Raw genomic sequence first — 17,152 nt, 5'->3', positions numbered from 1 at the left:
CGCCTGGAGGGCTGCTGTCGTGACGTCCGCGCCGGCTCGACCGCGGTTGTGGCGCTCGCCGTGATCGGTGTGCGGCGCGTGGGCAGTGGGTGCACGTGCCGGCGGGTGATCGCCGGCACCGGATGCTCGTCGCCGCAGGACCGATCGTGGACGCAGGGATGTGCGGATCAGCGCGCGGCAGTGGAGGGCAGGCGGACCCGATCGTTGCGTGGTGGTGTGCGGCCGGCGGTGGTGGTGGCCGGCTGGGCCGATCACGGAGGAGGTCGGTGTCCCGGGGTTCGGTGTAAAGCCGCCAGGCGGTCGAGTACACCGACCGGTCGGCGTGAACCGAGTCCGGGTGTGTGCGCGGACATCGGTGGCGAACCGACCGCCGTCACGGGCGCATCGGCGGCGTTCTGGGTGCGTGGGCACTCGGCCGATCCGCGAGCCGGCGGCCGGCCCACGCCCCCCTTTCTGCCGCCACGCATCCCGTCGACGGGTCGCGCGGGCCGAATCCGGGGCGTACCCCGGCACGGGGTGCGTGACCACACTCCGGAGGGGCGATGGCGGCTACCCGTGGGGCGGGCTGCGGTGGGCGGGCCGTGCCCGGCTCGAGGCCGCTGTCCCACCCGCGCCCGGCCGTCACTCGCAGTCGGCCAGCGCCCGGCCCGACCGCCGGTAGTCGGGGGTGGCCCGGTTGGCGCAACTACCGGGTGACGTGGTCGCCCTGACGGCCGTCCCGACCGGACCCCGGCCGGTCCACGACGAGAACGTTCCCGCAGGGTGCCACTCATCCTGCTGTGGTCCCGTTCAAGAACGCTATCGACACGGCCTCGATCAGCGGAGCAGGGACCTGAGCCGCACCTGTGCAGAACACCTGAGCCGCACCTGTGCAGCGCATGTCCCGATTCCGACGATCAAGGGCGCCTGGATGGGCCGCGGACCGGTTCGATGATCATGCGCAAGTGGTGGGACGGGACCACCGCCAGGTGCGCACCCGCCCGGCAGGGGCGTTCTCGTCCGGAACAGGCCTGGGCCATGTCGGGGACGGCCGCCCGGCCGGCCACGGCACTCGGTTGTTGACCCAACCCGGCCCACCTCGCCGACGGGCGGGGACCGGGGAATCGGTCGACTGCGCCGGAGACCCGGGCCAGGGCGGGCGGCAGTGGCGTCGAGCCGGGAACGGCCCGCCCACGGGAGAATCCACGACTACATCGACACCATGGGTCTGCGACCGCCGGCCGGAGACCCATGACGTCGACCGGGTCTGCACGGGCGCGTTCCGCGGAACGCAGGGGGGCGGCCATGATCGGCAGGAGCGGTGCAAGACCGGCAGGTCTGCGGCTCTAGCACCACTCTTGGCGATCACACCGGGCGAGAAGCGCTGAAAGGGGCGGCGAGGACCCTGACGCACCGATCACGCCCGCCAGCCTCCTCAGTGGTGGTCGTCCTCGAAGATGAGGCGGCCGAGGATGAGGTCGGCCGGTGCTGTGGCGGCCTTGGCGGTGGTGGTGGTGCGGATCCGGGCCACCTCGGCGGCGATGCGACTCGGCCGCTCCGGGCGCGCCGCCGCAACGCAGCCGCACGGCTGGGTCGGCAATCGGAATGCGGAGTGAGGGCGGCGACCATCGCGTGGGTGACGTGTCAGCTCTGCGGCTGACCGCGGACCGGCTGAGGCGAGATCGCGGCTGTGCCGTTTCACGTGAAACGGCCTGCGCGGTTACCGCGCGGGCCGCGGCGCGTCGTTCGCTGCCGCCTCCGATGCGCTCCCCAACTCGGGCCTGGGAGGCGCGCGGCGAGCGCTTGCGGGTGGGCGCCGTGCGTGCTCGGACGTCGATGCCGAGTACGCGCCAGGAGCCCTGCTGATCGACAGCTCAATCCGGACCGTCGCGGCTCAGTTCCCGGAGAACCACTCGTGGACCGGCTCAGGAGGGGGCCGGCGCGCCGGTTCCGATCCCGTGCAGGCACCCGGACAGATTCCGGTGTCCATCGCTGCCACGGCGCCAGCCGGGTCTCGAGTCGCCAGCCGGCCCGCCCGTCCTGCGCGAGTCCCTCGGCCTCGTTCCGCACGCGCTGAGCCGTCTCACTGCGCTCTCCCGGCACCGGTGCTCGGCGACTGGAGCGGGCGCCTCGTCACTGCCCTTGTCCGAGCAGGCCGCGAGGACCGGGGCCGCGGTGGGGAAACAGTAGGGACGCCGCGGTGTGCCTCTCCGGCACCTCGACGGCGCTGCGGACCCGCCGCTCACCGTCGACGGCGGCGCGCGTCCGCCCGGCCCAGCTCGCAGCAGCACGGCGGGCAGCGGCGGGGAGCGGGAGCGCCACTGCGCGGACCGCGTCCGCAGCTGCGGAGTGTGCCGCAGCACGGGCATCGCTCCCAGCGGGGACGAGACCCCGCAGCCGGCGACCGGCGCGGGCTCCCCTGAGCGGCAATCGTGCCGGGCGGCAGCTCGCGTGTGCGCCTTGGGCTGCGGCCAGTCTGCGACTGTGGAACTCGACGTGGCCGCGCCTGCCGGTCCGGGGGCCAGACACCCGAGCCGGTGTTTCACGTGGAACACCGGCCTCGCGCACGATCTCGGCCAGGCCCACTGCGGCCTACCCGCGCGTGGCGAGCGGGTGCGCGACGATGGAACCTCCACTGCCCCTCAGCCTAGGAAGCGCGCTCCGGTGCGGAGGTCAGGCAGTGCAGCCGCTCACGGCGACGTGTGCTGGGGCGGCAGGCGTTCGCGCAGCCGCGAGCCTCTCGCGGTGCGGGCCCACTGCCGCCTGCTGCGAATTCTGGAGCGGGCAACCCAGGGGCCTGGGCCGAGTGTGGGTTCCCTGAGCTACATGATGACGAGCCCACGCCGGCGCAGGTCGCCGTCGGGGAGCCCGAGCTCGCCGCCCTGCTGGGGCACTCCAGCACGGTCTCCCGCACCGACGCCGTACTCGCTCGGCCTCGTCCGGATATCGAGAGGGAGGGGCTGTGGCCCTCGGAGCTCGATCGACTTCCTCGGATCAGCGGCCGCGCCGAACCCAGGCGTGGGCGGCGCACGCCTGCGGGTGGTGCCCCCACTCGGCCGTCAGGAGGGAGGCGCGCCGCACCCCAGATCCCGCTCGCCCGTTTCACGTGAAACACCCTCAGCGGAACGATCCACGGGAGATGGCCCGTTCGATGAGGGCGGCGTACAACTCCCCCAGGTTCATGCCTGCGGCTCGGACCGCGGTCGGGAGGAGGGACGTCTCCGTGAGTCCGGGCGAGACGTTCACCTCGAGCACCTGCACACGGCCGTCCCGGTCGACGACGGCGTCGGTGCGGGACACGTCGCGCAGCCCGAGAAGACGGTGGGCGGCGAGCGCGGTCTCCTCGAGCCGGGCGAGCGTCTCGGTGTCCAGCCGCGCCGGGCAGTGGAAGGTCGCCGTACCCGGGGTGTAGCGCGCGGTGTAGTCGTAGACGCCGTCGCGGACCTCGATCTCGACCGGCGGCAGGGCTCGCGGTTCGTCGCTGTCGTCGACGACGGTGACCGCCACCTCCGTGCCTGTCACGAACTGCTCGGCGAGCACGGAGTCGGCGTACGCGAGACAGCTGACCATCGCGGCAGGGAGCTCGCTGCGAGCCGCGACGACCTGAGCGCCGAGCGCGGAGCCGCCCTGGTCGGGCTTGAGCATGAGCGGCAGGCCGAGGCGGTCGACCATGGCGTCGAGCACGGTCTGGGCCCCGAGGGCGCGGAACGTGGTGTGCGGCAGGGCCACCCAGTCCGGGGTGTCGATCCCGGACCGGGCGAGCTCGGCCTTCGCGGTCGGCTTGTCCCACGCCCGCCGGCACGCGGGAGCGGGGGTGCCCACGAACGGGATGCCCAGCAGCTCGAGCACCGCCTGCACGGAGCCGTTCTCGCCCTCTCCCCCGTGCAGCGCGATCGCGACCGCGTCCGGACGGTCCCGGCGCAGCTCGGCGACGAGCGCGCCGTCGACGTCCCACTCGCGGACGTCCACTCCCGCGCCGCGGAGGGCCGCAGCCAGCCTGCGGCCCGACCGCAGGGACACCTCACGTTCGTGGGAGAGCCCACCAGCCAGAACGGCCACCGTTCGTTCGATCACCGCCGCATTCTGCGCTACGGCGATCAGGCAGGCGAGCCGTGGTCAGGGCGTGCTGGGGCTCGGCGTCTGCGGGCCGCCCGCGCCGAGCGCGGGACGTGCAGGCGTGCCGAACGTGCGCATGACGTCGAGCTCGGCCTCGAGCACGCCGGCCAGCCTCCGCACGCCCTCGGTGATCCGCTCGGGCGTCGGGTAGCAGTACGACAGCCGCAGCTGGCGGGTGCCGAACCCGTCGGCGTAGAACCCGGTTCCGGACGCGTACGCCACCCGCGCGGTGACCGCACGCGGCAGCATCGCCTTGGTGTCGACGCCCTCGGGCACCGTGAGCCACACGTAGAAGCCGCCGTCGGGGACGTTCCACGTGCACCCGTCGGGGAGGTGGGTCTCGAGTGCGTCGAGCAGCGCGTCCCGCCGCTCCCGGTAGGCCTCCGTGAACGTCTTGATCTGGCTGCGCCAGTCGTGACCCGCGAGGTAGCGCGACACGAGCATCTGCGTGAAGCTCGGCGGGCACAGGGTGGCGGACTCCGCCGCGAGCACGAGCCGGTCCCGCACCGCCGGTGGCACCAGGGCCCAGCCGACGCGGAGTCCGGACGCGAACGTCTTCGAGAACGATCCGAGGTACACGACGTCGCGGTCGAGCGAGCGCAGCGCCGGGTAGGTGCGACCGCTGAAGCCCAGCAGGCCGTAGGGGTTGTCCTCCACGACCGCCACCCCGTAGGAGGCGCAGATCTCGAGCACCTCGGCGCGCCGCTCCACCGCGAGCGTGACGCCGGCGGGGTTGTGGAAGTTCGGGATCGTGTACAGCAGCTTCGGGGTGATCCCCTGGGCCGCCAGCGACCGCAGCGCGTCGCGCAGGAGCTCGGGGACGAGACCGTGCTCGTCCATCGCGACGTGCACGACGCGCGCCTGGTAGGCGGCGAAGCTGCCGAGCGCACCGACGTACGACGGGCCCTCGGCCAGCACGACGTCGCCCGGGTCGCAGTAGATGCGGGTGACGAGGTCGAGCGCCATCTGCGAGCCGACGGTGACGACGACGTCGTCCGGGTCGGCGCGGATGCCCTCGAGCGCCATGACCTCGCAGATCTGCTCCCGCAGCGCGGGAACACCCTGCGCCGAGCCGTACTGCAGGGCCACCTGCCCGTCGCGCGCGACGAGGTTCCCGACCTCCGCGGCGAGCGACTCCAGCGGGAGGGCCGCGAGGTTGGGCATGCCGCCTGCGAGCGAGACGACCTCGGGCCGGCTCGCCACCGCGAACAACGCGCGGATCTCCGAGGCCGTCATCCCGGCCGTGCGGGCGGCGAACCGCTCCGTGGGCGCCGCCGCTGCCGCCGCCGCTGCCACCCCGGCCGCGGGCACGGCGGCGTCGGACGGTGGTGGTGGCGTGGCCGGCTGCGGCACGGTGGACCTCCCGGATCCTCGATGGCGGGGCCTCAGTGTAACCAGGATGGAGGAATCTCCTGCCGATCGTCGTGGGTGGGCCACCGGTCGCAGCAGGTAGGCTGTCGTGCGGAGCCGGATCGATCTATCGTCGTCGCGTCGGCGCGGTCGAGCGACGGCGTCTCACCCGTGGTCTGCCGCCGGAGGTTGGTCTTGTCCTGGCACGTGGCGGCACTCACCCTGGACAATCTGGACGATCTGCCCAAGCGGTGCCGCCGGTGCGTCTTCTGGGAGCTCTCCGAGCACCTGGGCTCGCAGGCCGCCGACTTCGGTTCCACGGAGCTGGAGAAGGAGGCGTGGGTCTCCGAGGTCCTGCTCGAGTGGGGCTCGTGCGGCCGCGTCGTCTACATGGGCGGGGCGCCGGCGGGCTACGTGATCTACGCGCCGCCGTCCGCGGTGCCGCGCGCCACCGAGATGCCCACCGGCCCGGTGAGCGCCGATGCGGTGCTGCTCACCACCATGCAGGTGCTGCCCGAGTTCTCCGGCGAGGGGCTCGGGCGCATGCTGGCGCAGACGGTCGTGCGCGACCTGACGCGCCGCGGCGTCAAGGCCATCGAGGTGTTCGGCGAGCAGCGTCCCGGCACCGAGCCCGGCTGCCTCATCCCCGCCGACTTCCTCCGCGGCGTCGGGTTCAAGACCATCCGCCCGCACCCGCGCTACCCGCGGCTGCGGATGGAGCTGCGCTCGGCGATGACGTGGAAGGAAGACGTCGAGGCCGCGCTCGAGCAGCTCCTCGGCAGCATCACGATCCCGATGCAGACCAGCGGCGTCCGCTCCGAGCCCCTACCTCGGGTACCGACCCGCGCGGGAGCGACCGTCAGCGGCGCGTTCAGGGCGCTTTGTACGCCACGCTGACGGCCCCGTGGGAGGGCCCGAACCCGATGGGCCCGAGCCGGGTCATGATCGGTTCTCAGATCGCCTGAGCGCCGCCGCGCTCGAGTTCGCGCGCCAGAACGTCGGAAAAGGTGAACGTTCCGGTCGGTTGGTCGTCCTGACCGAGCAGGTACAGCCGCTTGACGGCCACGAGGATGCCTTCGGCCACGATGTCGCGGAACGCCGGGTCGAGCAGCTTGCGCCGGTCGCCAAGGTGGGTGAGGTACCCGATCTCGACGCGCACCGCCGGCATCCGGGTGAGCCGCAGCAGCTCCCAGGTGCGGGCCTGGGAACGGCAGTCCTGCAGGCCGGTGCGGATGAGCAGCTCGCGCTGGATGAAGCCGGCGAGCGCCTCCCCCACCGTGGACGTGGCGCCCGAGCCGTTGCCGAAGTGGAAGGTGGCGAGCCCGTGCGCGTGCATGCTGCGGTTGGCGTCGGTGTGCAGGGACAGCACGACGTCGGCGCCCGCGGAGTTGGCGAGGGCGGCGCGCTCCGGGTCGGTGGGGCAGGTGTCCTCCTGCCGCGACAGCATCGCGTCCATCCCGGTGGCCGCCATGCGGCCGACGAGGCGACGGGCGAGGTCCCACACGATGTCGGCCTCCGCGACGCCCGCGACGACGACACCGCGGTTCGGCCCGCCGTGACCCGGGTCGACGACGATGCGCTTGCCGCGCAACCGCGGGCCGGCCTGGCGCAGGAGCTCCTGCTCGCGCAGCAGGTGCGGACGGCCGCCGGTGACCTTCCGGCCGAGCTGGCGCAGCGAGCGCAGCGTGGCCGGTCCGCACAGCCCGTCCGGGACGAGGCCGTACTCGCGCTGGAACTTCCGCAGCGCGGCTTCGGTCTGCTCGTCGAACACGCCGCCTGCTCGGCCCGGGTCGTACCCGAGCTCGAGGAGCCGCTCCTGCAGAGCGACGACGTCGTCGCCGCTCATCGGTGCGGAGATCATGAGGGCGAGCATCCGGTCCCCGAGCTGCCAGCCCGCCTCGCGCAGCGCGCGGTAGGTCGCCGGCCCGACCAGCCCGTCGGTGATCAGGCCGCGCTGCTGCTGGAAGGCACGGACCGCTTCCTCGACGTCGGTGTCGAAGTGGTCCTCGGGTGTGCCGGCGGGGGTGGCCGTCAGGAGGCCGAACCGTCGCAGCGTGGAACGGATCTCGACGACACCCGGACCGCTGTCACCTCGGCGCAGCAGCTGCATGCACCCCTCGCTCACTGGTCGTGGCTCGCTCTTCCCGGTCCGGCCCGCCCCGCCGGGCCGGGGCCCATTGTGCCCTGCCGCTTGCAGTTGCACGGACAGCGGGCCGTGTCCAGGCGTGTTCGTGTCGTGATAAACCGTGCGCACGGCGATGCCCCGCCCCGGGATCCGGGGCGGGGCATCGCGGCGTGTCGTGCGTGTCAGCCGAGGTAGTCGGCGAGGTCGGAGAGCAGCGCGGCCTTCGGCTTGGCTCCGACGATCTGCTTCACCGGCTTGCCGTCCTTGAACACGATCATCGTGGGGATGGACATCACCTGGTAGTCCCGGGCGGTGGCCGGGTTGGCGTCGATGTCCAGCTTCGCGACGGTCAGCTTCTCCTTGTTCTCGCCCGCGATCTCGTCGAGCACGGGGGCGACCATCTTGCACGGCCCGCACCAGGTGGCCCAGAAGTCGACCACGACTGTCTTGTCGCTGTTGAGGACGGCGCTCTCGAACGAGGCGTCGGTGACCTCGACGGTGTTGGCCATGGGGTTCTCCGTTTCGGTGGAAGTGCCGGTAGGACGTCGGTGGTGGGTGTCAGCCGGTGACGGCGGCGACCTGCTCGGAAACGGCGCCGTAGCCGCCGCCGGCGAGCTCGCTGGGCACCGGGCCCTCGGCGAGCCAGCGCTCGGCGTCGATGGCCGCCGCGCAGCCGGAGCCTGCGGCCGTGACCGCCTGCCGGTAGGTGTGGTCGACGAGGTCACCCGCGGCGAAGACACCCGGGATGGCCGTGCGCGTGCTCGGCGACTCGACGGCCACGTACCCGTTCTCGTCGGTGGCCAGCACGTCCTTCACGAGACCGCTGCGCGGGTCGTGGCCGATGGCGACGAACATGCCGGTGACGTCGAGGGTGGACTCCTCACCGGTCTGCGTGTCGCGCAGGCGCAGCCCGGAGACGCTGCCCTCGCCGAGCACCTCGACGACCTCGGCATTGGTGCGCCAGCGCATCTTCGGGTCGTCCTTCGCGCGCTGCAGCATGATCCGGGAGGCCCGGAACTCGTCGCGACGGTGGACGATGGTGACGGAGCGGGCGAAGCGGGTGAGGAAGGTGGCCTCCTCCATCGCCGAGTCGCCGCCGCCGATCACCGCGATGTCCTGGTCGCGGAAGAAGAACCCGTCACAGGTGGCACAGGCGCTCACACCGCGGCCGAGGAGGGTCTGCTCCCCGGGGACGTTCAGGTAGCGGGCGGCCGCGCCCATCGCCAGGATGACCGCACGGGCGCGGTAGGTGACGCCGTTGGCCAGCACGGTCTTGATCTCACCCTCGAGCGAGACGTCCTCGACGTCCTCGGCGCGCAGCTCCGCACCGAAGCGCTGGGCCTGACCGCGCATCTGCTCCATGAGCTCGGGACCCATGATCCCCTCGACGAAGCCGGGGTAGTTCTCGACCTCGGTGGTGGTCATCAGCGCGCCACCGAACTGCGTGCCCTCGAAGACGAGCGGGCGCAGCTGGGCGCGCGCGGCGTAGACCGCCGCCGTGTAGCCGGCCGGGCCCGACCCGATGATGATCAGTTCGCGCACGTCGTCGCCCCTGCGTGGGTCGGTGCTCACGGAATCGTCCTCCCTCGTCGCTTACAGGCCCTGTAACACGATCCCAGGAACCGGCATTCCGGGGAGGGTGGGGGCTCACCGGGCGGTCGTGAGCGGAGTCACCCGCCGATGCGCTGCGCGCCGAGGAGCGTGCCGCCCTCGGGTCCGCAGTGCGGGTCGACGACGACGACGTCCAGCTGTCCGAGCCGGCCGGTGGCGAGCAGGAGGAGCACGCCAGGGCGGCCACCGAGGACGACGTCGCGCCCGCCCAGCAGTTGCGCGTCGGGGGCCACCCCCGGTGGCGCCGCCTCCCGCAGGCATCCGCTGCGCCGTTGCGGGTCGGCCAGCCCACCGACGTCGAGGTCACCGCGCACGGCGAGCCCCGTGGCCACCAGGTCGACCTCCTCGATCGACGGTGGCGCGGGTGCCCAGAGCACACCCCCGGCGACGGCAGCCGCGAGCACGGCGGCGGCGACGAGCGCGGGGCGCAGCCGGCCCGGCCCGGATCGTCGCGGGCCGGATCGGCGGCGCCCACCGTTCCACCCGGACGGCCGCCGCCGGACCGCAGGACTCCCGGCGCCCGAGGCCGGCCCGGGAGCCGTGGCACGCGGTGGATCCGCGGGCGCCTCGCCGGCGGACGGTGCACCGCCCGGCGGGCGTGCCTGCTGCTCGGCGGCGAGCGCCGCGTCCCAGCGGGCGCTGAGGTGCGCCGGAACCGGTGGATCGGCGAGCGCGGCCAGATCGGCCCGGGTGGCCGCGAGTGCGTTCAGCACGGCGGCGGCGTGCGGATCGCCGGCGGCGTCGGCCCGAACCCGGGCAGCGGTGGTGGGGTCGAGCCGGTCGGCGTCGAGGTCGGCGAGGACGTCGACCAGGGGTTCGGGATCGGATCCGCCGGTCATCGTTCCTCCTCCCGCAGGTGGCCCAGCAGGACGGCCAGCCGGACGCGGCCCCGGGCGCAGCGGCTCTTCACCGTGCCGACTGGGACCTCGAGGATCTCGGCGACCTCGTGCAGTGGCCAACCTTGCACGTCCACCAGCACCACCGCCACCCGCTGCGGCGCCGGGAGCGCCGCCAGGGCCCGTTCGACGGACAGGCGCGTGACCACCTCGGCCCCGACGTCGCCGCGCTGGTGCCGCGGTTCGACCTCGGCCACGGGCACGGTGCCGCGCCTGCGCTCCTGCCGGATCCGGTCGATGCAGGCGTTGACGAGGATGCGGTGCAGCCACGTGCGGACCGACGCATCACCCCGGAAGCTGCCCGCGCTGCGGTAGGCCGACACGAGGGCCTCCTGCACGGCGTCGGCGGCGTCCTCGGGGTGCTGCAGCGTGCGCGCCGCGATGCCCCACATCTTCGCCCGGTAGCGGCTGACCAGCTCGCCGAACGCATGCTCGTCGCCCGCCCGGTGCGCGGCGAGCAGATCCGCGTCGGTCGGGCCCACGAGCGGAGACTAGGTTGGGGGACCCTCCTCCCGTGGGCGTTCGGGAGAACTCGTTCGCTTCAGACGCCCGCGCGCCGGAACTCGATCTCGCCGATCTCGCTGGTGTGCTCCGAGCCGCCGCCCGACAGCTTCGTGATCCAGATCAGCACGTGCTCGACGGGCTGGCTGCCGTCCAGCGAGACGGGGGTGCGCCCGGCGTCGAGCGTGGCCTCGGCGATCCGTTCGGTGTCCTCCAGCGACGCGTCGGCCGTGGGCGCGGAACGGACCTCGACGACGGTGCCGCGGCTCGGAGAGTCGATCTCCAGCTCCGACAGCTGCACCGCCGACGCGAACGAGACCATGATCCCGACGCCCGGCTTGAGGGCCGGGAACTGCTGGAAGTAGCTCGAGGTGTTCCACGCGGTGGCGGGGTTGCCGTCGATCACCCGGGTGACGCGGTCGGCGTTGTCGCGGTCACCGACCTCGTCGTAGACGTCGACGCCTGCGACCGCGACCGTGGGGCCCGCCGGGCTCGCGGCCACCTGCGGCTCCGTGCCGGGCGAGGGCTGCACCGGTGCGCCGTCGACGACGATGGGCGGCCCGCCGTTCTCCACGAACATGTCGCCGAGCTGGACACCGAGGTAGCCCAGGACCATGAGCACCGCGGCGCCGAGCGCGGTGAGCGCGATCGTCATCTTGCGGCGGCGCTGCGGGTCGCTGGGGGTGGTGCTGCGGCTGCGCTCCTGCCACACGTCGCCGGGCGCCGACGGGACGCCGTCGTGCGCCGGCGGGAACAGCGCCATCCGGTCGTCCTCGGCGACGACCTCGGTGAGCAGGCGCTGGACGGCGGCGGCGGTGTGCACGTGACCGGGGGCGCCGTCGGGGCCGAGGGTGCCGCTGGTGAGGGTGTCGAGCTCGACGGGAACGCCGGGGCGGTGCTCCGACGGCGGCAGCAGCGCGCCGCCGGGGGTGCGCTCCGCCGCGGCGAGCCCGGCCCGCGCGGCGTCGGCCGAGGACAGCGGCCAGTGCGTGGTGAGCAGCGTGTAGAGCACGGCGCCGAGGCCGCGGACGTCGTCGGCGGGCGTGACGTTCGAGCGCGGCAGCGCGAAGCAGAGCTGCGCGCGCCCGTCGGGGGTGATGCGCACCCGCTGCGGGTGGTCGCAGCCCAGCACCAGGCCGTGCCGGTGCGCGGCCTCGGCCGCGGCGGCCAGCGGGGCGACGGCGCGGGCGGCGGCGAGCGGCTTGATCAGGCCGTCGGCCACCACCTCGCCGAGGCTGCGGCCGGGCACCCACTCCGTGACGGCGGCGCCGAGCACGTCCTCGGGGACGGTGGAGGCACCCGGGGTGAGGACGTCGAGCAGGCGGGCGCACCCGTTGTGCTCGAAGCTCCCGGAGCGCAACGCCCGCACGACCATCTGCTCGGCACGGGCGACGTCGGTGAGGTCGTCGTCGAGCACCGCGCCCGGCGCGGGCCTGCGCAGCACGGTGACGGCGACGTCGCGGCGCAGGATGGTGTCCTCCGCCCGCCAGAACTCCGCGCACGCGGCCGGATCGGTGCCCACGCGGGTGCGCAGCCGGTACCGGCTGGCCAGCAGGCTTCCCGCGATCGTGCCTGACGGAACGGGTGGGACCGCGGGAGCGGTGGGGACGTCGTGGGCGGGCGTGGTGCGCACGGTGGGAACGTCGGACGCGCTCCCGTCGGCGCGCTGCTGCTCCGGCACCAGCGGGGCCTCCTCGGACGTCTCACCAGGCGTGGCCGCACCGGACGGTGGGCTCGCCAACTCACTCACCGCTCCGCCCTCCCCGGCATTCGCGCGGACCACACCCCGCCCCGGTCAGAGCCTACTGGAGCCCGTCGGGCCACGCCGAGGTTTCCCCCGGTCGACGAGCCGTTCGAGTCGCCGCACGAGGGCCGTGACCTCGGCCACCCGCAGCGCCCACATCCCCAGCAGGGTGACGGGGGTGCCGAGGATCACGGCGACCGCGAGCACGCTCCAGGCCCGCCCGAGCGGGGCCATGCCCGCGAGCGGTCCGGCGAGCAGCGCCACGACCCCGGCGGCGAGCAGCATGCCCGCCGTGGCGGCCAGCAGCGTGCGCCCCGCGGTGCCGAGGACCGCGCCCGTGGCGACCCGTCCCAGCCTGCGGCGCAGCAGCACCTGGCCGAGGACCGCGCCGGCCAGGAACGAGGCGCTGTTGGCGACGGCCAGCCCGAGCACGACGTCCTGCGCGGGCAGCAGCACCGGGCAGGCCAGCATCAGCGGGATCTTCACGGCGACCACCGCGAGCTGGACGAGGGTGGCCGTGCGGTGCGCCGACAGCGCGTAGAAGACGCGGGCCTGCAGCATCGTGACCGCGAAGGGCAGCAGCCCGAACGCGGACACCGCGAGCGCCGCCCCCAGCTGGGTCGCGCCGTCGAGGTTGCCCGACCGCAGCCCGAACAGCGCGACCCCGACCTCCGTGCCGAACACCGTCAGCAGCACCGAGATCGGCACCAGCAGCACCGAGGCGAGCTTGCCTCCCAGCGCGAGGTCGGCGGCGACGTCGTCGGTGCGGCCCTCGGCGGCCGCGCGGCTCATGCGCGGCATCAGCGCGGTGAGCAGCGAGACCCCGAGCACGCCGTAGGGCACCTGCAGCAGCAGCCACGCGTTCGTGTAGATCGCGACCGCGCCCTCGGCCGACGCCGACGCCACCCGCGTGGTGACGATCAGGCCGGCCTGCCCGATCAGCACGTAGAGGACGGCCCACACCCCGAGCCCGGCGGCGCGGCTCAGGCGGGCGTCCCAGCCCCACAGCGGGCGGTAGGAGAAGCCGACCCGGCGCGCGGCGGGCAGCAGCACCAGCGTCTGGACGGCGATGCCGAGCGTCGTGCCGACGCCGAGCACGAGCAGCTGCGCGGACTCGGGAACGACGAGGTAGACGCCCACGACGACGAGCACCACGACGTTGTTGAGCACCGGGGCCCAGCCGAACGCGCCGAAGGAGCCCCTGCTGTTCAGGATCGCCCCGAGCAGGGCGCCGAGGCCGTAGAAGAAGACCTGCGGCAGCAGCATGTAGGCGAGCGTCGTGGCCAGCTCCGGGTCGGCCGTTCCCGTGGTCTGCCCGCCCAGGTAGAGCCGCGTGAGCAGCGGTGCAGCGAGCAGGCCCGCGGCCGTGGCCACCAGCAGCGCCGTGCCGGCGAGCGTCAGCAGCTTGCGCGTGTAGGCCTCGCCGCCGTCGGGGTCCTCGCTCTGCGCGCGCACCAGCAGCGGGATCATCATGCTGCTCAGCGCCCCGCCGATCAGCAGCTCGTAGACGATGTTGGGCAGCGTGTTCGAGACGGTGTAGGAGTCGTTGAGGACCGTGTCGCCGAGCACGGTGAACAACGCCACCTGGCGCAGGAACCCGGTGAGCCTGCTGGCCAGGCTGCCCAGCGCCATCAGGCCGCTCGAGCGGCCGAGGGAGGGCTCCGCGCGCTTCGCCTGCGCCGCCACCACGGGGATCTGCTCGGTGACGGCTTCTGATCGCCTCCGCTCCGCTCCGGCAGGGCTCGCGGGCCCGGGGAGACGCCGTCCTGCTCCTCCGGTGCTCGGTCGCTCGTTCCTCGCTCCCTGCGCGCCTCCCCCGCAGGACGGCGTCGGCCCGCTCGCCGGGTCGTCGGGGGCCGGACCGCTCGCGGGGCCGCTCACGGACTGGGGACGCGCGGAGGGCCCGGCGGACCGTCGCGCCTGCGGTGGACCTGAGGGAGGCGGTCGGTGGCCGCGAGGGGGTCCGGGAACGGGTCGCCGGTGCGGTTCGAGCCCGTGCGGTGCGGGGGCCCGGGCGGCGCCTGCGGCTCCGGGTGCTCCGGAGGGGGTGGGTCCGCCGCCCGGCGCGCCGGCTCGCCACGGATCCGGCGCACCACCCGGCGGCCGGCCAGCACCACGAGCAGGATGCCCGCGCTCGCCGTCAACCACACGGTGATGGTGCCGTAGGCGGTGGAGCGCACCCGCAGGCGGCTGGGTGGTCCGAGCAGCTCGCCGTCCGGGGTGCGGACCGCGGCCTGCACGCTGAACTGGCCCGAGCGGGTCACCTCGGCGCTCACGCGCACCTGCCGCCTGCCCAGCGGGGGCACCTGCTGGGGCTCGATCGGTGCGACCCGCAGCCCCGAGGACGGCAGGATCTCGACCTGGACCTCCACCGTGACGGGGAGGCCGTTGGCCACCGTGATGAGGACGGGGGCGTCCGACGTGCCGAGCGAGTACGGGCCCGGTGGCTCGAGCACGCGCACGGTGCCGCGCAGCTCGTCCACCCGCTGCGCGGGTTCGGCGGCCGCCGCAGCCGCGGCGTCCGGGCGGGTGCGCCACGCCGCGGACGTCGCCCGCACCAGGCTGTGCCGCAGCGGGGTGAAAAGCTCCTCGGGGCTGACCCCCACACCCGAGTCCGGGACGGCGGCCGAGGCGAGGTCGTCGATGTCGGCAGCGGTACCGCGCACGGTCTCCAGCACCGGGGCCGGCAGCTCCCGCTCCCCAATCTGCAGCGGGTACGCCACGGGGAGCGCCTCCGTGCCGGTCGGGGGGCCGGCGGCGAGCACCGCGTCGAGGCTGCGCGGGACGATGCGCCCGACGTCGAGCAGTTGGTCCACCGCGCCGAGCAGGGCCTCGGTGGCGGCCCCGCCGGCGTCCCAGCGGTGCGGCGGGGCGAGCACGAGCGGTCCTCCGCGCGCCGTGGCCTCCACCGGTTGCTGGGTGCGGAAGGTGAGCGCGCCGATGAGGTCCTGGGTGGCGAGCGGACCCGACGTCCCCGTGGGGCTCGTCGACGGCGCCGACGCGCCGCGCAGCGGGCCCAGGTCCTCGCCGGGCGCGTCGGGCGAGCCCGCGGCGCGCGTGAGGAGCGGGTCGGTCAGCACCGTGAACTGGGGCCGCTGGCCGCCCGCGATGGGGTGGACGCCCGAGTCGCGGGGCTCGTTCCCGCTGTCGACGGCATCGGCGGACAGCAGCAGCGACCGCCCGTCCGCGTTCGCGGTGAGGGCGAGCGTCGCGTCGTCGACCGCGCCCTCGACGGGCCAGGTGACGTCGGGGACCACCGCCGTCTGGAGGACGTCCTGCAGCACATGGCGGCCGTCGAGGATCGCCGTGGTCGCGAGCTCGCCCATCCCGGCCCGGGTGAGTGCCACGAGGTCGGCGTCGGCGTAGGGCAGGGCGATCACGCAGCCCCCGCGGGCGACGGAGGCGAGCTGGTCCAGCCACCGGCTCGCCGCCGCCGCACCGGTGCCCGGCACCGGCACCCCGTCCGGGCCGCGGACCTGGTAGCCGCGTGGATCGCGCATCAGTGCGGCGGTCTCGACCAGCTCGGGATCGATGGCGAGGCACGTCGCGGCGCGCACGCGCGACTCCGCCGGCGCGTTGCGGGCGAGGGCGCCGACCATCCCGCCCAGCCGCCCCTCGGGTGCCAACGACGCGGCCAGCTCGTCGTCGGCGAGCAGGGTGGGTTCGCCGGGCACCGTCGTGAGCCGCCGTGGCGCGTCGGTGACCGGCACGATCATCGCGAAGGGGGTGGCCCCGCCCGTGGTGGCCTCCGGCACCTGGTCCGGGGTCGCCGGGTCCGGCGGCAGCGACAGCACCGGCAGCAGCATCCGCACCGCCGCCAGCCGGGCCCGTAGGCCGCCCTGCGGCGCGCCGTTGACGTTCACCAGCAGCTCGTGCACGCCCGTCTCGGCAATCGCGAGGCTCGTCTCCGGCGCACCCCGCAGCGGAACGGTCAGCCGCACCGGCAGCTGGGCCCCGGGCGCGAGCTCGCCGGGCAGCGGCGTGAACTGGGGTGTGACGGCGTCGGTCTGCGCGCTGCCGTCGAGCGCGTCGCGCAGCGCGCCCTCGGTGTCGATCGGGTTGCTGCGCTGCACCCGTACGACGAGGTCGCCCACGGGCACGTCACCGGTGTTCGTGAGCGTGCCGGTGATCGTGAGCTCCCGCGGGCCGGTTGCGGTGACGACGCGCGGCGCCATCTCCGCGAGCTCCAGCCGCAGCGGCCCGGCCGCGGCGGGGGCCGCTTGCCCGGGCGCCGGTGCCGCGGCCGCGAGCGGGCCGGAGGCCAGCAGCCCGGCCACGCTCAGCAGGGTGATCGCGACCAGCCGCAGCGCCGCGACCGGTGTCACGCGGTCTCCTCCAGCAGTTCGGTGGCGCGCCGGATCAGCCGGCGCTCGTCGGCGTAGGCGAGGCGTTTCTCGAGCTCGTCCAGCGGCACCCACGCCACCTCGGAGACCTCGACGTCCTCGTCGGACAGCTCGCCGCCCAGCGCGTGCAGCAGGAAGTGGTGCACGGTCTTGTGGACGCGCCGGTCCTCCGCCACGAACCAGAAGTCGATCGTGCCGAGCGGTGCCACCACGCGGCCGATGATGCCGGTTTCCTCCTCGACCTCGCGCACCGCCGCCTGCTCGGCCGTCTCACCTGCCTCGATGTGCCCCTTCGGCAGCGACCACAGCAGCCTGCCCCGGCGGTCCAGCCGGCCGATGATCGCCGCGGCGCCCGTGGTGTGGTCCACGACCAGGCCGCCCGCCGACGTCTCGTCGACCGTGCGCAGCCGCCTGCGGCGATCGGTGGGGCGACCCGCGCGGCGCCCCCCGGAGCGGCCGCGGGATGTGGACATGTGGCGATCGTAAC

11 protein-coding genes and 1 pseudogene are annotated in these 17,152 nt (G+C 74.3%); 1 reads left to right on the top strand and 11 read right to left on the bottom strand.

The window, feature by feature from the left end; translation table 11 throughout:
* Nucleotides 1-3,096: 3,096 nt before the first annotated feature.
* A complete protein-coding gene (locus FB558_RS14500; protein ID WP_142052967.1) occupies nucleotides 3,097-4,053 on the bottom strand; it encodes a D-alanine--D-alanine ligase family protein in 957 nt (318 codons plus the stop codon).
* Between the two features lie 42 nt (nucleotides 4,054-4,095).
* Nucleotides 4,096-5,406 (bottom strand): aminotransferase-like domain-containing protein, encoded by a 1,311-nt coding sequence (locus tag FB558_RS14495; protein WP_246106533.1) that lies wholly within the window; start codon nucleotides 5,404-5,406, stop codon nucleotides 4,096-4,098.
* A 234-nt stretch (nucleotides 5,407-5,640) separates the two neighbouring features.
* On the opposite strand from FB558_RS14495, the gene FB558_RS14490 reads away from it, so the two are divergent.
* Nucleotides 5,641-6,342 (top strand): GNAT family N-acetyltransferase, encoded by a 702-nt coding sequence (locus tag FB558_RS14490; RefSeq protein WP_246106431.1) that lies wholly within the window; start codon nucleotides 5,641-5,643, stop codon nucleotides 6,340-6,342.
* A gap of 55 nt (nucleotides 6,343-6,397) precedes the next feature.
* Here the strand turns inward: FB558_RS14490 and FB558_RS14485 are convergent, their stop codons facing one another.
* The 9 genes and pseudogenes from FB558_RS14485 to FB558_RS14445 form a co-directional block, all read right to left on the bottom strand.
* Nucleotides 6,398-7,555, bottom strand: coding sequence for an N-acetylmuramoyl-L-alanine amidase (locus FB558_RS14485; protein ID WP_142052965.1), 1,158 nt, complete (start codon nucleotides 7,553-7,555; stop codon nucleotides 6,398-6,400).
* Nucleotides 7,556-7,752: 197 nt separating this feature from the next.
* Nucleotides 7,753-8,295 (bottom strand): thioredoxin, encoded by a 543-nt coding sequence (gene trxA / locus FB558_RS45900; protein ID WP_484290645.1) that lies wholly within the window; start codon nucleotides 8,293-8,295, stop codon nucleotides 7,753-7,755.
* Nucleotides 8,222-9,112 (bottom strand): annotated as a pseudogene (gene trxB / locus FB558_RS14475) (thioredoxin-disulfide reductase); the annotation flags it as partial. The pseudogene trxB and the gene trxA, both read right to left, overlap by 74 nt.
* Nucleotides 9,113-9,240: 128 nt before the next feature.
* A complete protein-coding gene (locus tag FB558_RS14470; RefSeq protein ID WP_142052959.1) occupies nucleotides 9,241-10,020 on the bottom strand; it encodes a hypothetical protein in 780 nt (259 codons plus the stop codon).
* On the bottom strand, nucleotides 10,017-10,559 hold the full coding sequence (gene sigM / locus FB558_RS14465) for an RNA polymerase sigma factor SigM (RefSeq protein ID WP_142052958.1): 543 nt from the start codon (nucleotides 10,557-10,559) through the stop codon (nucleotides 10,017-10,019). Before sigM ends, FB558_RS14470 begins: the two co-directional genes overlap by 4 nt.
* Before the next feature lie 59 nt (nucleotides 10,560-10,618).
* Complete coding sequence (locus tag FB558_RS14460; RefSeq protein WP_142052936.1) at nucleotides 10,619-12,328, bottom strand: protein kinase family protein; 1,710 nt, start codon at nucleotides 12,326-12,328, stop codon at nucleotides 10,619-10,621.
* Between the two features lie 45 nt (nucleotides 12,329-12,373).
* Nucleotides 12,374-14,011: a murein biosynthesis integral membrane protein MurJ gene (gene murJ / locus FB558_RS14455; protein ID WP_246106430.1), complete on the bottom strand. Its 1,638-nt coding sequence runs from the start codon at nucleotides 14,009-14,011 to the stop codon at nucleotides 12,374-12,376.
* 188 nt (nucleotides 14,012-14,199) lie between these two features.
* On the bottom strand, nucleotides 14,200-16,647 hold the full coding sequence (locus FB558_RS14450; RefSeq protein ID WP_142052933.1) for a DUF6049 family protein: 2,448 nt from the start codon (nucleotides 16,645-16,647) through the stop codon (nucleotides 14,200-14,202).
* Entirely contained in the window at nucleotides 16,644-17,138 is a 495-nt protein-coding gene (locus FB558_RS14445; protein WP_142052929.1) for an NUDIX hydrolase, read from the bottom strand. Before FB558_RS14445 ends, FB558_RS14450 begins: the two co-directional genes overlap by 4 nt.
* Nucleotides 17,139-17,152: the final 14 nt, after the last annotated feature.

The sequence above is a fragment of the Pseudonocardia kunmingensis genome (assembly GCF_006716445.1).
Taxonomy (GTDB): Bacteria; Actinomycetota; Actinomycetes; order Mycobacteriales; family Pseudonocardiaceae; genus Pseudonocardia; species Pseudonocardia kunmingensis.
This window is presented reverse-complemented; position numbering and strand designations above follow the sequence as displayed.

Bases quoted from the DNA above. Each gene is read 5' to 3' on its own strand.
- FB558_RS14470 (WP_142052959.1), bottom strand. From the start codon at position 10,020: ATGACCGGCGGATCCGATCCCGAACCCCTGGTCGACGTCCTCGCCGAC.
- FB558_RS14445 (WP_142052929.1), bottom strand. From the start codon at position 17,138: ATGTCCACATCCCGCGGCCGCTCCGGGGGGCGCCGCGCGGGTCGCCCC.
- FB558_RS14485 (WP_142052965.1), bottom strand. From the start codon at position 7,555: ATGCAGCTGCTGCGCCGAGGTGACAGCGGTCCGGGTGTCGTCGAGATC.